Source organism: Cupriavidus sp. FW305-3-2-15-C-LB2, from assembly GCF_058787575.1.
Genome location: NZ_JBYSZW010000009.1, coordinates 77,982 through 90,889, shown reverse-complemented (window position 1 = coordinate 90,889; position 12,908 = coordinate 77,982). Strand labels below are relative to the sequence as shown.

Annotated in this window: 16 protein-coding genes; 11 read left to right on the top strand and 5 right to left on the bottom strand. The window is 66.4% G+C overall.

What is annotated here, in order from left to right:
• Nucleotides 1-8: 8 nt before the first annotated feature.
• From AC3WRR_RS09500 to AC3WRR_RS09490, 3 genes are read right to left on the bottom strand one after another with little or no spacing between them, the layout of a single operon-like run.
• Entirely contained in the window at nucleotides 9-893 is an 885-nt protein-coding gene (locus AC3WRR_RS09500; RefSeq protein WP_010810273.1) for a beta-keto acid cleavage family enzyme, read from the bottom strand.
• Nucleotides 894-944: 51 nt separating this feature from the next.
• Nucleotides 945-1,694 carry an SDR family NAD(P)-dependent oxidoreductase gene (locus tag AC3WRR_RS09495; RefSeq protein WP_037023341.1) on the bottom strand — a complete coding sequence of 250 codons (750 nt, stop codon included), beginning with the start codon at nucleotides 1,692-1,694 and terminating at the stop codon, nucleotides 945-947.
• Nucleotides 1,695-1,736: 42 nt separating this feature from the next.
• Nucleotides 1,737-2,672 (bottom strand): dioxygenase family protein, encoded by a 936-nt coding sequence (locus tag AC3WRR_RS09490; protein ID WP_010810275.1) that lies wholly within the window; start codon nucleotides 2,670-2,672, stop codon nucleotides 1,737-1,739.
• A 414-nt stretch (nucleotides 2,673-3,086) separates the two neighbouring features.
• Between AC3WRR_RS09490 and AC3WRR_RS09485 the strand changes: the two genes are divergently transcribed.
• Genes AC3WRR_RS09485 through AC3WRR_RS09475 form a run of 3 tightly spaced genes read left to right on the top strand, consistent with a single transcriptional unit; the run spans nucleotide 3,087 to nucleotide 4,426 of the window.
• Entirely contained in the window at nucleotides 3,087-3,398 is a 312-nt protein-coding gene (locus AC3WRR_RS09485) for a hypothetical protein (RefSeq protein ID WP_010810276.1), read from the top strand.
• A gap of 33 nt (nucleotides 3,399-3,431) precedes the next feature.
• Nucleotides 3,432-3,851 (top strand): organic hydroperoxide resistance protein, encoded by a 420-nt coding sequence (locus tag AC3WRR_RS09480; protein ID WP_010810277.1) that lies wholly within the window; start codon nucleotides 3,432-3,434, stop codon nucleotides 3,849-3,851.
• A gap of 59 nt (nucleotides 3,852-3,910) precedes the next feature.
• A complete protein-coding gene (locus tag AC3WRR_RS09475) occupies nucleotides 3,911-4,426 on the top strand; it encodes a DUF1097 domain-containing protein (RefSeq protein ID WP_010810278.1) in 516 nt (171 codons plus the stop codon).
• Nucleotides 4,427-4,504: 78 nt separating this feature from the next.
• On the opposite strand, the gene AC3WRR_RS09470 is transcribed toward AC3WRR_RS09475, so the two are convergent.
• Both AC3WRR_RS09470 and AC3WRR_RS09465 read right to left on the bottom strand, forming a co-directional pair.
• Nucleotides 4,505-4,873, bottom strand: coding sequence for an AraC family transcriptional regulator (locus AC3WRR_RS09470; RefSeq protein ID WP_255266277.1), 369 nt, complete (start codon nucleotides 4,871-4,873; stop codon nucleotides 4,505-4,507).
• 138 nt (nucleotides 4,874-5,011) lie between these two features.
• Entirely contained in the window at nucleotides 5,012-5,908 is an 897-nt protein-coding gene (locus AC3WRR_RS09465) for an AraC family transcriptional regulator (RefSeq protein ID WP_174549449.1), read from the bottom strand.
• A 98-nt stretch (nucleotides 5,909-6,006) separates the two neighbouring features.
• On the opposite strand from AC3WRR_RS09465, the gene AC3WRR_RS09460 reads away from it, so the two are divergent.
• From AC3WRR_RS09460 to AC3WRR_RS09425, 8 genes are all read left to right on the top strand, one after another.
• On the top strand, nucleotides 6,007-6,750 hold the full coding sequence (locus AC3WRR_RS09460; RefSeq protein ID WP_010810281.1) for an SDR family oxidoreductase: 744 nt from the start codon (nucleotides 6,007-6,009) through the stop codon (nucleotides 6,748-6,750).
• Between the two features lie 129 nt (nucleotides 6,751-6,879).
• Nucleotides 6,880-7,935 (top strand): LacI family DNA-binding transcriptional regulator, encoded by a 1,056-nt coding sequence (locus AC3WRR_RS09455; protein ID WP_492296774.1) that lies wholly within the window; start codon nucleotides 6,880-6,882, stop codon nucleotides 7,933-7,935.
• Between the two features lie 245 nt (nucleotides 7,936-8,180).
• The gene (locus tag AC3WRR_RS09450; RefSeq protein ID WP_439670025.1) at nucleotides 8,181-8,984 is read left to right on the top strand and encodes a transporter substrate-binding domain-containing protein; all 804 of its coding nucleotides are present in this window, start codon (nucleotides 8,181-8,183) and stop codon (nucleotides 8,982-8,984) included.
• A gap of 54 nt (nucleotides 8,985-9,038) precedes the next feature.
• On the top strand, nucleotides 9,039-9,797 hold the full coding sequence (locus AC3WRR_RS09445) for an amino acid ABC transporter permease (RefSeq protein WP_439671974.1): 759 nt from the start codon (nucleotides 9,039-9,041) through the stop codon (nucleotides 9,795-9,797).
• A complete protein-coding gene (locus AC3WRR_RS09440) occupies nucleotides 9,794-10,444 on the top strand; it encodes an amino acid ABC transporter permease (protein WP_010810285.1) in 651 nt (216 codons plus the stop codon). Before AC3WRR_RS09445 ends, AC3WRR_RS09440 begins: the two co-directional genes overlap by 4 nt.
• Nucleotides 10,431-11,165 carry an amino acid ABC transporter ATP-binding protein gene (locus AC3WRR_RS09435; protein ID WP_010810286.1) on the top strand — a complete coding sequence of 245 codons (735 nt, stop codon included), beginning with the start codon at nucleotides 10,431-10,433 and terminating at the stop codon, nucleotides 11,163-11,165. The genes AC3WRR_RS09440 and AC3WRR_RS09435 overlap by 14 nt, the downstream gene beginning before the upstream one ends.
• Entirely contained in the window at nucleotides 11,162-11,950 is a 789-nt protein-coding gene (locus AC3WRR_RS09430; protein ID WP_492296772.1) for a sugar phosphate isomerase/epimerase family protein, read from the top strand. Before AC3WRR_RS09435 ends, AC3WRR_RS09430 begins: the two co-directional genes overlap by 4 nt.
• Nucleotides 11,947-12,891, top strand: a complete 945-nt coding sequence (locus AC3WRR_RS09425) for a sugar kinase (RefSeq protein WP_010810288.1) — start codon at nucleotides 11,947-11,949, stop codon at nucleotides 12,889-12,891. Before AC3WRR_RS09430 ends, AC3WRR_RS09425 begins: the two co-directional genes overlap by 4 nt.
• Nucleotides 12,892-12,908 lie beyond the last annotated feature (17 nt).

Sequence of the window (12,908 nt, the reverse complement as noted above, 5' to 3'; positions counted from 1 at the left end):
GGCCGGGATCAGGCCTCGCGCAGGCCAAGCGTGCGCCGGGCCTCGGCCGACGACGCAATCTCGCCGCCGAGCGACCTGACGATGTCGCGCGCCTTGGCGACCAGCGCCGCGTTGCTTGGCGCCAGCACGCCCTTCTCCAGATAGATATTGTCTTCCATGCCGACACGCACGTGTCCGCCTGCAAGCCATGCCTGGGCCACGATCGGGAACTCCGCGCGGCCGATGCCGAAGGCCGACCAGTGGGCGCCGGCGGGCAGCATGTTGCGCGCGTAGAAAATGGTTTCCGGGGTGGCCGCAAAGCCGTACTTCACGCCCAGCACCAGGGTCCACAGGCCGGGGCCGTCCAGCACGCCTTCACGGATGAAGTCGAGCGCCATATTGAGGTCGCCGGAATCGAAGATCTCCAGCTCGGGCATGACACCGGCCGCGCGGATCACGCCGGCCATCTTGCGCACGTTGGTGGGCGTGTTGATGACCACGTCGCCGCCGGAGTTCATGGTGTTCAGGTCGAGCGAGCAGACGTCCGGGCGCAGCGCCGCGATGTGTTCGACGCGCTTGGCGGGATGCAGCAGCGTGGTGCCCGGCGCGGCCACGCGCGGCTCGTCCTCGCTCGGCACGAAGCGGCCACCGGGCCCGGTGGTGAGGTTGATGATCAGCGAGCGGTTGCGTTTGCGGATGCGGTCGATGACATCGGCGTAGTAGTCGAGCGACATCGACGGGCGCCCCGTTTCGGGGTCGCGCACGTGGATGTGGGCGGCGGCTGCGCCGGCCTCGGCGGCTTCCAGCGCGGCGTCGGCAATCTGGGCCGGCGTGACCGGCAAGCCGGGGTGCTGCTCCGGGGTGACAATATTACCGGTCACCGCGCAGGTGATGATGGTCTTGCGTGCGTGCATGAGCGAAGGTCAGTGATGGAAATTCGGTTGGGTAAACAAGCGGGGCCCGGCCTATCCAAGCTGGCGGCCGCCGTCCACGACGATGGTGGTGCCGGTGGCAAAGCGCAGCGACGTCGCGCAGGCCGCGATGGCATCGGCCACGTCCTGTGCCTGGCCGACGCGCTTGAGCGGCGTCGACTTGGCGGCGCGCTCGTTGAAGCCGCTGTCGCGTCCCGGCACGAAGGCGGTATCGACCACGCCCGGTGATACGTTCAGCACGCGGATATGCGGCGCCAGCGCGCGCCCGAGCGACATCGCCATGACATCGAGCCCGGCCTTGGCAGCGCAGTACGCAACGTTGCTGCCCTGCCCCGTACGGCCGGCGATGGACCCGACATTGACCACCAGCCCGTCGCCATTGGCGCGCAGGTGCGGCGCGAACGCACGGATCGCAGCAAACTGCCCGCGCCAGTTGATGGCAAACAGTTCATCGATCAGCGCATCGTCCAGGGCGTCCAGGTCGGCGTGCGGGATCGCCCGCGTAAAGCCTGCGGTGTTCACCAGGATATCGACGCGGCCGTAGTGATGGCTGACCTCGTCGGCCAGCGCGCGCAGCGAGGCGCTGTCGGCAACCTCGGCCACAGCGGCAAGATGGTTGCCGGCCGGCAAGGCCGCCGCGGCACTGGCCGCCTTGTCGGCGTCGCGCCCGGTCAGCACGACGCTTGCGCCAAGGCGCGCCAGCGTTTCACCGGCGGCAAAGCCGATCGCGCCGGTGCCGCCGAGGATCACGGCCACCTTGCCGGAAAGAAAAGTAGCACTCATGGTTTCAATGTGGGAATGGGTCAGGGGAAGCCGATCCGGCGATCAGTCGATCGGCGGCTTCGGGAAGGTCTGCTCGCCGGGCTCGAGCGTGAAATCGAACGCCAGTGTGTAGAACGGCGCCGGCACATCGCCCCACGGGCTGGGGCCTTGGTGGTGCAGCCGGAGATCGCCAACCAGCTGCCGATGCACGCCGAACGTGACATCGGATTCCAGCTTGTCCGGCGCGTCGGCAAACACCTGGGTGACGAGCGTCCGGTAACCCGGCGCCGCGACGATGAAATGGATATGCGCCGGCCGGTACGGATGGCGCTGCTGCTCGGCCAGTAGCGTGCCTACCGGGCCGTGGGTCGGCACGGGATAGCCGGCAGGCCGTACCGTGCGAAAGTGGTAGCCGCCGCTTTCATCGGTATGGAAGCAGCCGCGCAGGTTGCGGTCGGGCTGGGCCGGATCCTGGTTGTCATACAGTCCCACCGGCGACGCCTGCCAGATCTCGACCAGGGCGCCTGGCAGCGGCGTGCCATCGGTCGCCCGCACGGTGCCGCTGACCAGCAGCGGCAAGCCAGGCGCGTCGTCCTGCACCACGCAGTCACCGCAGTCATAGCGCGGCGCGTTGGCGCGATAGAACGGGCCCAGCAGCGCGCCGGGCGTGCGCCCGTCCCTGGTGCTGTTATTCATGACGGTCACCAGCGTCGACAGCCCCAGCACGTCGGCAGCCAGCACAACCTCGTTGTGTTTGGCATTGGTCGCATGGCCCAGGCTGGCGATATACCCCAGGGCAAGCTCGAATTCCTCGTCGGACAGCCGCACCTCGGACAGGAACCCGTGAAGGTGCCGCACCAGGGAATCCATGATGAAGCGCAGGCGGGGATTGGCGGTATTGGCCATGGCCGCCTGGACCACGCCTGTCACCGAGTGTTCGTCCTCGATCAGCGCCAGACGCTCGCCTTGTGGCGCCTGCCGCTCGCTGGAAGTTTCCATGTTTTGCCTCCTTTGCAAACGTTTGCATTATCGGCGGTTTCGACGGATGGTCAAGGTCGAAGTTGGTCACCGCCACGACTAGCAACGGCTGCCGTTCAACCAGAATCACAATCAAAACAAGGGCGTACGGAGGATTTTCGGGAGAAACCCTAGGTGCATGCAGAGGCGCAGAATGTGGCGCATAAGCCTGTCCGAGTCCCCTGCCGATGCGGCTCCCCAGCCCGTTCGCGCATGAATTTGTACCCGTCTGTATCACGCAGCTGCAACGATACGTGTTTCGACAGAGACACCCCTCACGCGCTACGGGCCAGATACATCGATCGCCTTAAATGCATTCCGTGGCCCGGCGGCGAACCTCAACAAAGCCAGTCCCTGCCGCGCAATACCGAACCCAAACCTTTAAGGAAGACGATCATGACTACCCACAACATCGCCAAGCGCTTTGTCTTCGCCATCGCCCTGGTTGCCGCCGCTGCCGGTGCGCAGGCCGCCGCACTGTCCCAGCCGGGCGCGCGAGACCCCTTCACCGACGGTGCCCGCTCCGTGCAAGAGGCACGCAGCCCGTACAGCGACGGCGCGCGTGCCGTCGACCCGTTCACGGACGGTGCGCGCAACGTCGATCCGTACTACGACGGCGCACGCACCCTGTCCGGCCTGGACCGCACCGGCGTTTCAGCGGACCCGGCGCGCAGTGTCGACCCCTATCTTGACGGCGCCTACGCCTGAACCCCGACTTTCTGAACAAACAAGGAGCGCATCATGACCCGTATCGAAAAAGTGCTGTACACCGGCAAAGTCCACATCACCGCAGGCGGACGCGACGGCGAAGCCCATAGCGATGACGGCCGGCTGAACCTTCAACTGTCCTCGCCGGGCACCAAAGGACCGGGCACGAACCCGGAGCAATTGCTCGCCACGGGATGGTCGGCATGCTTTATCGGCGCGATCGGGCTGGCCGCCGGCAAGATGAAAGTGAAGCTGCCGGCCGAGCTTTCGGTCGACGCCGAGGTTGACCTGGGCATGGCTGGCGAGGCCTATTTGCTGCAGGCCCGGCTCAATGTCCACATCCCCGGCATCGACCGTGAAGTGGCCCAGGCACTGGTGGATACCGCGCACCGGACCTGCCCATACTCGAAGGCCCTGCACGGCAACATCCACGTCGAGACCAACCTGGTCTGACACACACCGTGACCTGCCTGAGGCCAACCGGGCAGGTCATCTTCCGGAAGGAGGCTCCCATGCCGAAGATTGGCATTTCGGTACAGGCTGCGGCACTGAATATCCCGCCAGGCACGTTCCATGGCATTACCCTGATCGGGGCCGTGGTGGCTGCCGTTACGACTTTCCTGACGCTCACCGCAGCGCTACCCGCCTGGGCCATGTTCCTTGGCTGGGTCGCATTCAACACAGGCTCGCAGACGGCGCGCGAAGGCGCAGCGAACCTTGCGGCATTCCTGCTCGGCATCGTCTTCGGTGCTGCGACCGGACTGCTGATTGGATGGCTGACGCCGCGCTTCGGTGACCTGGCTACACCGCTCGCGGTGTTCGGCGACGTGGTACTCGTGCTCAGCCTGCGCGCGCTGCCACGGATCAACAATCCGCTTGCCTATTTCCTTGGCCTGATCAGTTTCTTTGCTGCGAGCCAGCCACCGTCGCTGATGTTGTTAGGGGCGCTGGCCGCTGCCGGTGTGCTCGGCGCGATCGGCGCCGGTATCAGCAACGTGCTGCAGGCGCGACTGGCGCGCGCAGTTTGAGCCGGCTTGTCTGCGCCGAGCAGGCAACGCTCAGCCGAGCCGGCGCGGGATCGCCTATCGCTTTCACGCGCGCGCCCCTCAGACCACGTTGATCGTGACGTCGATGTTGCCCCGCGTGGCCTTGGAATACGGGCAGGTCTGATGCGCCTCGTGCGCCAGGGCCTCCGCGGTCTCGCGCTCCACGCCTGGGACGTGCACGTTGAGGCGCGCCTGCAGGCAATACGCATCGCCCGCCATGCCGAGGTCGACTTCGGCGTCGATGGCCACGTTCTCTGGCAGTGCAATCTTTATCTTCCTGGCTGCCAGGATGCGCGCCGTTTCAACGCGCAGCTGCTCGACTGCACGTGCGGGTGATTGACCGGTGTTCAGCCGGAACTCGCGGCCGAAGTGGCGTGGGCTCATATGCACGGAATCTGCGAGCCTTTCAACCGAGAGGTCTTCGTGCAGGTGGGTTCGCCGAAGATTCGCAGGAATGCCCGCCGCATGCGTTCGGGTCGGTGAAGCCCGTCAGGCTGGCGATGCGCTCGACGGTGAGTCGATCTGCGTCTATCAGGGTTTCTTCGCCCCTGCGTGGAACACGACGTTCTAGCGTTTGCGCGCGTAGAGACTCGGTGGTTGGCCGACGTGCCGGCTGAACGCGGTGCTGAAGGTAGTTGCCGAGCCGTAGCCGACCCGTTCAGCCACTTCGGCGATCCCGATGTCATGGCGACGGAGCAGGTCCTTCGCCACGGCCATGCGCCAGGCGATCAGGTATTCCATCGGTGGCATTCCCACGGCGCGCGTGAAGCGCTCAAAAAAGGTCGAGCGCGACAGCGCTGCCTTCCTGGCGAGTTGGGCCACCGTCCACGAGCGCGCGGGATCGGCGTGCATCTGCCGCATCGCTGACGCGAGTCGCGTATCGGTCAGGCCACGCAGCAGCCCCGGGGGCGCGTCCTCCCCCGAAGTTGAGCGCAGCGCTTCGATCAGCAGCACCTCCACCAGGCGCGTGAGCACGAGCTCGCGCCCCGACCTCCGTTCACCCGATTCCTCGCTGACGAGCCGCACGATTGCCGAAAGCCGCTCGGCGCCGCGCACATGCACCAGCGCCGGCAGCAGCGACACCAGCAACGCAGCATTGGACGAGTCGAAGACGAAGTAGCCGCCGAGCAGTCGCACATCGGGGCGTCCACCGCGCCTGCCGTGACGAACTTCGCCCATCGGCGCGGGCGTGACTTTGGGGTCGATGCGCTCGGGCGCCACCGGCTCAAAGCCCGACAAGGTGAAGCCCGGCGTTGCCGGCAGGAGCACGAAGTCGCCCGTCTCAAGCGTGAGGGCATGCTGGCCGTCGACGGCGAGACGACAACTGCCCTCGAGCACGGCGCAGAAGCTTGGCTGGCCGAAGTCAGCGTAGCGAACACCCCAGCGGCCGGCGCCGCTGATGGACTTCGAGAACACGGCACGCGGCTGAAGCAGCGAGATGACTTCTGACAGGGGATCGCTCATCGCCGGACGATTGCAAATGAAATCTGGACTTTTCATTGTAGGCAGTCCGTCGCATCCCCGCTATCGTTGCCGGCATCCAAACCACCACCGAAACCCTCATGAAAACCGTGCTGATTACCGGCTGCTCCTCTGGCTATGGCCTTGAAACCGCGCGCCACTTCCACGCGCAGGGCTGGAACGTCATCGCCACCATGCGAACGCCGAACGAAGAACTCTTGCCCCGATCCCACCGGATCCGCGTGCTGGCGCTCGACGTGACGAAGCCCGACAGCATCGCCGCCACGCTTGCAGCGAGCGGAGCCATCGACGTGCTCGTCAACAACGCGGGCATCGGCCTGTTTGGCGCCTTCGAGGCCACTCCGATGGCCACGACGCGCGAGGTGTTCGAGACCAACACGTTCGGCGTGATGGCGATGACCCAGGCGGTGCTGCCCCAGTTCCGTGCGCGCAGGTCGGGCGTGGTGGTGAACGTGACCTCGAGCACGACGCTGGCGCCGATGCCGATGGTAGCCGTCTACACCGCGAGCAAGATGGCCATCGAAGGCTTCACCGCATCGCTCGCGTTCGAGCTCGAAGCGTTCAACGTGAGCGTGAAGCTGGTCGAGCCAGGCTACGGACCGACCACGCGCTTTACCAGCAACGGGGGACCGCGCATGGAGGGCCTGATCCCCGAGGCATACGCGTCTTGCGCGCAGGGCATCTTTGCTTCCCTCTCGCAACCGGCAGCGGTGACGACCGAGGCCGAGGTGGCCGAAGCGGTTTGGCGTGCCGCCAACGACAGGTCCGGGCTGCTTCGGTTTCCGGCAGGTGCCGATGCGGTAGCGCTGGCTCATTCGGGATAACCGTCGAAGGGTCTGGCCCTTCGACGGTTTGCCGCACCAGGTATCGGAGCCCAATCGCCCCGGAGGCTGGCACATCCCCACACGCCCGAGGCATAATCGTGAAACTGGTTTCACCGAGACCCGAACCCTATGCCGCGCCCTGTTATCCGACCTGTGTCCGACCAGAAACCTGCAGAGAAACTCACCATCCAGGACGTTGCCGACTATGCGGGCGTGTCCAAGGCAACCGTATCGCGCTACCTGAACCGGGGCGGCGAGCAGCTTTCCGCGGACGTGGAGGCGCGCGTCGCCGCGGCCATCCGCGCGCTCGGCTATAGCCCCAGCCCGATAGCGCAGGGGCTCAAGCGCGGCAAGTCGCGCCTGATCGGCCTGGTGGTCGCGGATGTCTCCAATTCGTTCTCGGTGGCCGTGCTGCGCGGCGTTGAGAAGGCCTGTCGCGACGCCGGCTACATGGTGATGCTGTTCAACCTCGGCAATGACGAGCAACTGGAGCGCGAAGCCATTCGCTCGCTGTCGGCTTACCGGGTCGAGGGCTTTATCCTGCACACGCTGGGCCACGATGCCGGCGCCCTGGCCGATGCGGCGCAGTTGGGCAAGCCAGTGGTCCTGGTCGACCGCAAGGTCGGCGATGCCGAAGTCGACCTGGTGGCCCTGGACAACCAGACCGCCGTCCAGGAAGCCGCCGGCCACCTGGTCGAAGCCGGCTACCGGCGCCTGCTGTTCATCAGCGAGCCGATCAAGGCCATCAGCTCGCGCAACGAGCGGGCGCGCGCGTTCCAGGCCTTTGTCGCCGAACACGTGGACACGGTTGGAGGGACCGTTTTTGAAGCCCAGCGGGGTGACGACGATGCCCTGGATGAAGCGCTGCGCGCGCTGCGCCGTGGCGCCGGACAGGCACCCGTTGCCGTGCTGGCGGCCAACGCCGTGATCTCGCTGCGCGTGGCCGCATCGGCCGCCAGACTAGGGTGGCAGCTTGGCGCCGACCTGGGCCTGATCGGCTTCGATGATCCGGAATGGGCTGCACTGGTCGGTCCCGGCCTCAGCGCCATTTCCCAGCCCACCGACGATATCGGGCGCGTTGCCACCAACTGCCTGATAGAGCGCCTGCAAGGCACGCAGCTGCCGCCGCGCCGGGTGCTGTTGCCCGGCACGCTGGTCACGCGCGGATCGACCCGCCGCGCCTGATCGCAGAGCCCTTCCCCACCGGCGCCCGCCGTGCCCGCCTGATCCACGCCTGCACCCGCTGCGCACGTCCAGCGGGTGCCTGACGTGCCTGTTTCCACATCCGCCAAACGCAGTTTTTGACCGTAAGGGTTTCCACTGCTGGATCTCTGAAACCGGTTTCCTATAATCCTGAAACCGGTTTCAAGACGGTGCTTGCCCAACGCTGCGACGCCAGCGACACATTCCATAAACGTGCAGGAGACATGATGAACGTCCAACGCTTGTTGCGCCGCGCAGCCGCGCCCGTGCTGACTCTGCTGGTCCTGACCAGCGCCGCTTTCACCGCCCAGGCGCAGACCGTCGCCGAGATCGTCAAGAAGGGCAGGGTCACCATCGGCGTGGTGACCGGCGCCCCGCCCTTCGGCACCACGGACGCCACCGGCAAGCCCGCCGGCTATGACGTCGACGTGGCCAACCTGCTCGGCAAGTACCTGGGCGTGCCGGTCGATATCGTTCCGCTCACCTCGCCCAGCCGGATTCCGGCGCTGGAGGCCGGCAAGGTCGATTTCCTGGTCGCCACGCTGGCGCCGACGCCCGAGCGGGCGCGGGCCATCATGTTCAGTGCACCCTACAGCGCGTTCGAGCTGACCATCTTCGCGCCCGTCGCTGCCAAGTACGCCAGGCTGACGGAACTCGGGAAGAAGAAGGTGGGCGTGACGCGCGGCACCACGCAGGACACCGCGCTGACCCGGCTGGCCGTGCCCGGCATGAACATCGTCCGCTTCGAGGACGATGCCACCTGCGCGCAGGCGCTGATCAGCAACCAGGTCGAAGCCATTGCCCTGCCCAATACCACCGGCAACGAGATCATGAAGGCGCGCGGTGCCGGCAAGTTCGACGCCAAGTTCGCGTTCTCGGTGCAGCCCAATTCAATGGCCGTGCGCCGCGACGCCTTCGAGCTGCGCCAGTGGCTCAACACCACCATCTCCTACATCAAGCTGAACGGCGAACTCGACGCCATCGCGCAGAAGTGGACCGGCAAGGCGCTGCCTGCGCTGCAAGCGTTCTGAACCAGGCCGTCTGAAGTTGCGCGCCGGCGCCAGCCGGCGTGCCAGGAGACCCGCATGAACTACCAATTCGAATGGAACCCGGTGCTGTCGCAGCTGGACCGCTTCGCGGAAGGCGCGGCGATGACGCTGGCGCTCAGCTTCGGCTCGATCCTGCTTGGCACCGTGGTCGGCAGCGCCGGCGCGATTGCCGCCGCTTTTGGCGGCCCCTGGCTGCAGCGTGCCACCAGGGCATATGTCGAAGCCATCCGCAACACGCCCTTCCTGATCCAGCTCTTCATCATCTTCTTCGGCTTGCCAACCGTGGGCCTGCAGATCGATGCCGTCACCGCCGCGGTGATTGCCATGACCGTCAACCTCGGCGCCTACTCGACGGAAATCATCCGGGCCGGCCTGCAGGCAGTTCACCGCTCGCAACTCGAGGCCGCCGCCGCGCTGGGCATGACACGCTGGCAGCTGATCCGCCACGTCGCGCTGGTGCCGGCTTTCGAGAAGGTCTATCCGGCCCTGACCAGCCAGTTCACGCTGATGATGCTGACGTCGAGCGTGGTGTCGACGATCTCGGTGGAAGAGTTGACAGCGGTCGCCAGCCAGGTCGATTCGCAGACCTTCCGCACCTTCGAGAGCTACATCCTGGTCATGTTCGTCTATATCGGCCTGGCACTGATGCTGCGCGCCATATTCGGCCTGATCGGCAACCTCGTGTTCAAGCGGCGCCGCGTGGTGGCGCGCGCACGAAAGCTGGCCCGCACAGCCCGCATCGCGCCAATGGCGCAGGCAGAACTGACGGCAGCGGCTGCAGGGAGCGCGCAATGATCACCGAGTTCTCCTGGAATCATCTTGAAATCCTGCTGCTGGCAGCGCGCTGGACGCTGTGGGTGACCTTGCTCGCCTTCGTCGGCGGCACGCTGGCCGGCTTCCTGGTGGCGCTGGCACGTACCTCCAGAAGCCCGATGCTGCGCCTCGCCAGCACGGCCTATATCCAGGTCGTGCAAGGCACGCCGGTGCTGATCGTGCTGTTCCTGAGCTACTACGGACTCTCCGTGCTCGGGCTCAAGCTGTCGCCGATGGTCGCGGCCATGCTGGCGATGTCGATCTACGCCAGCGCCTATCTTGGCGAGATCTGGCGCGGCTGCATCGAGGCCGTGCCGCAAGGACAGTGGGAAGCCAGCGAAGCGCTCGCCCTCACCCGCTGGCAGCAGCTGCGCTACGTGGTGCTGCCGCAGGCCGTGCGGCTGGCCTTGCCGCCCACGGTGGGATTCTCGGTCCAGCTGGTCAAGAACACCTCGATCACTTCCATCATCGGCGTCATCGAACTGACCCGCGCCGGCCAGTTGATCAACAACGCGACCTTCCAGCCCTTCGCGGTCTTCGTCGTCGTCGCACTTATCTACTTCGCGCTCTGCTTCCCGCTGTCGGCGGCGGCGCGGCGCATGGAAAGGAGGCTCCATGTCAATCGTTGAAGCACAAGGCGTGCACAAGTCATATGGCGCTGTCGAAGTCCTGAAGGGCGTTTCGTTTGCGATCGAGCCGGGCCAGGTGGTCGCCATCATCGGCCGCAGCGGCTCCGGCAAGAGCACCATGCTGCGTTGCCTGAATGGCCTGGAGACGATCAACGCCGGCGACATCACCGTCGCCGGGCACAAGCTGGATCACGACCGCAAGCGCTTGCTCGACCTGCGCCGCGACGTGGGCATGGTGTTCCAGAGCTACAACCTGTTTCCGCACCTGACCGTGGGCGAGAACATCGCGCTGGCGCCGTCCATCGTGAAGAAGATGGCAGCCAGCAAGATCGACGGCATCGTCGACCAGGTGCTGACCCAGGTCGGCCTGCTCGACAAGAAGGACTGCTACCCCGAGCAGCTCTCGGGTGGCCAGCAACAGCGCGTGGCCATCGCCCGTTCGCTGGCGATGGAGCCCAAGGTGATGCTGTTCGACGAGGTCACCTCCGCGCTCGACCCCGAGCTGACAGCGGAAGTGCTTCGGGTCATGGAGAACCTCGCTGCCTCCGGCATGACCATGGTGCTGGTCACGCATGAAATGGAGTTCGCGCGCCGCATGGCGCATACCACCATCTTCATGCACCAGGGCAAGGTCCACGAGGCGGGGCCATCGAAGGCGCTGTTCGCGCAGCCGCGGACACCGGAACTGCAGCAATTCCTCGGCGCGGGAGCACTGAAATGAGCCATTGGCAAGCAGATGGTGCTTCGCGCCCGCCGGTGCTGATCTCGTTGACAGCCTATGGCGCCGACTTCGCCCTGCGCGACGGACAGGCCGCACTCGCGCGGATTGCCGCGGCAGCCGGCGCGGACGGCGTGGAATTCCGCGGCGAACTCCAGCGCGGGCACAAGGATGAAGTCATTGAACAGCGCGAGGTCGCCCGGCAGCATGGGCTGAGCGTGGTCTGGTCCAGCCCGGAAGGCCTCTGGAGCGAAGCCGGCAGCCTCGATGCCGCCGCGCTCGACCGTGCCTTCACGACCGCGCTGGCGCTCGGTGCGACCCGGGTCAAGATGTCGCTTGGCGGCTATCGGGAAGGCACGGCACTGGAAGCACTGCTTCCCTGGCTGCGGCACGATGGCATCGAACTCCTCGTGGAAAACGACCAGACCGCCCAGGCCGGCACCGTACCGCCGCTGCGCGACTTCTTCGCGCGTATCACGGCGCTCGGCGAGAACGTGCCGATGACCTTCGACATGGGCAACTGGCACTGGACCGGCGAAGACCCGCTCGACGCCGCGCAGGTCTTCGGCGCCGGCGTCGGCTACGTGCACTGCAAAGGCGTGCAGCACACGCCTGCCAAATGGATCGCGGTCCCGCTTGATCAGTCAGCGGCACCATGGCGCAGCGTCTTGCGCCGCCTGCCCACGCACGTTGCGCGTGCGATCGAATTCCCGCTGCAAGGCGAAGACCTGGTGCAGGTCACGCGCCATCATGTCGAACTGCTGCGTTCGGTGGAGGTCCCCGCATGAGCACCGATCTTGACGTGGTCACGCTGGGCGAGGCGATGCTGATGCTGGTCGCCGGCGAAGCCGGGCCGCTCGAAGGCGCGCAGACGTTCCACAAGCGCACCGCCGGTGCCGAGACCAACGTGGCCATCGGCCTGTCGCGCCTGGGCCTGAAGGTTGGCTGGGCCAGCCGGCTGGGCGACGACTCGATGGCCCGCTACCTGCTCGGCGAAATGCAGCGCGAAGGCGTGGATTGCAGCCAGGTGGTGTGCGAGCCCGGTGAGCGCACCGGTTTCCAGTTCAAGGGCCGGGTCGACGACGGCAGCGATCCGCCCGTCGAATACCACCGCCGCGGCTCGGCGGCGAGCCGCATGAACCCGGAGCACCTGGACGGCAGGTGGCTGCGGCGCTCGCGGCACCTGCACGTCACCGGCGTGTTCCCCGCGCTGGCCGCAGGCACGCAGGCCGCCACGCGCCAGGCCATCGCCACCATGCAGGCCGCCGGCCGCACGATCTCGTTCGATCCCAACCTGCGGCCCACGCTGTGGGCGTCTCCCGAGTTGATGCGGGAGACGCTGAACGACCTGGCGCAGCAGTGCGACTGGGTGCTGCCCGGCATCGAAGAGGGCCGCTTCCTCACCGGCCACGCCGAGCCGGAACGCATTGCCGCCTTCTATCGTGCGCGCGGCGCCAGGCTGGTGGTGGTGAAGCTGGGCGCCGACGGCGCCTACTTCGATGGCGAGGCCGGCACCGGCCATGTCGAGGCATTCAGCGTCGAGCATGTTGTCGATACCGTTGGCGCCGGCGATGGCTTTGCCGTCGGCGTGATCAGCGCGCTGCTGGAGGGCCGGCCAGTGCGCGACGCCGTCCGGCGCGGCGCCTGGATCGGCGCCCGCGCGGTGCAGGTGCGCGGCGATACCGAAGGCCTGCCGACCCATGCCCAGCTGGCGGCCGCCAGTTTGTGAAGCCACTGCAAGGATTA

What these genes read in the sequence shown, in the direction of transcription:
- AC3WRR_RS09500 (WP_010810273.1), bottom strand. Translation starts at nt 893, where the DNA reads ATGCACGCACGCAAGACCATCATCACCTGCGCGGTGACCGGTAATATT.
- AC3WRR_RS09495 (WP_037023341.1), bottom strand. Translation starts at nt 1,694, where the DNA reads ATGAGTGCTACTTTTCTTTCCGGCAAGGTGGCCGTGATCCTCGGCGGC.
- AC3WRR_RS09490 (WP_010810275.1), bottom strand. Translation starts at nt 2,672, where the DNA reads ATGGAAACTTCCAGCGAGCGGCAGGCGCCACAAGGCGAGCGTCTGGCG.
- AC3WRR_RS09485 (WP_010810276.1), top strand. Translation starts at nt 3,087, where the DNA reads ATGACTACCCACAACATCGCCAAGCGCTTTGTCTTCGCCATCGCCCTG.
- AC3WRR_RS09480 (WP_010810277.1), top strand. Translation starts at nt 3,432, where the DNA reads ATGACCCGTATCGAAAAAGTGCTGTACACCGGCAAAGTCCACATCACC.
- AC3WRR_RS09475 (WP_010810278.1), top strand. Translation starts at nt 3,911, where the DNA reads ATGCCGAAGATTGGCATTTCGGTACAGGCTGCGGCACTGAATATCCCG.
- AC3WRR_RS09465 (WP_174549449.1), bottom strand. Translation starts at nt 5,908, where the DNA reads ATGAGCGATCCCCTGTCAGAAGTCATCTCGCTGCTTCAGCCGCGTGCC.
- AC3WRR_RS09460 (WP_010810281.1), top strand. Translation starts at nt 6,007, where the DNA reads ATGAAAACCGTGCTGATTACCGGCTGCTCCTCTGGCTATGGCCTTGAA.
- AC3WRR_RS09455 (WP_492296774.1), top strand. Translation starts at nt 6,880, where the DNA reads ATGCCGCGCCCTGTTATCCGACCTGTGTCCGACCAGAAACCTGCAGAG.
- AC3WRR_RS09450 (WP_439670025.1), top strand. Translation starts at nt 8,181, where the DNA reads ATGAACGTCCAACGCTTGTTGCGCCGCGCAGCCGCGCCCGTGCTGACT.
- AC3WRR_RS09445 (WP_439671974.1), top strand. Translation starts at nt 9,039, where the DNA reads ATGAACTACCAATTCGAATGGAACCCGGTGCTGTCGCAGCTGGACCGC.
- AC3WRR_RS09440 (WP_010810285.1), top strand. Translation starts at nt 9,794, where the DNA reads ATGATCACCGAGTTCTCCTGGAATCATCTTGAAATCCTGCTGCTGGCA.
- AC3WRR_RS09435 (WP_010810286.1), top strand. Translation starts at nt 10,431, where the DNA reads ATGTCAATCGTTGAAGCACAAGGCGTGCACAAGTCATATGGCGCTGTC.
- AC3WRR_RS09430 (WP_492296772.1), top strand. Translation starts at nt 11,162, where the DNA reads ATGAGCCATTGGCAAGCAGATGGTGCTTCGCGCCCGCCGGTGCTGATC.
- AC3WRR_RS09425 (WP_010810288.1), top strand. Translation starts at nt 11,947, where the DNA reads ATGAGCACCGATCTTGACGTGGTCACGCTGGGCGAGGCGATGCTGATG.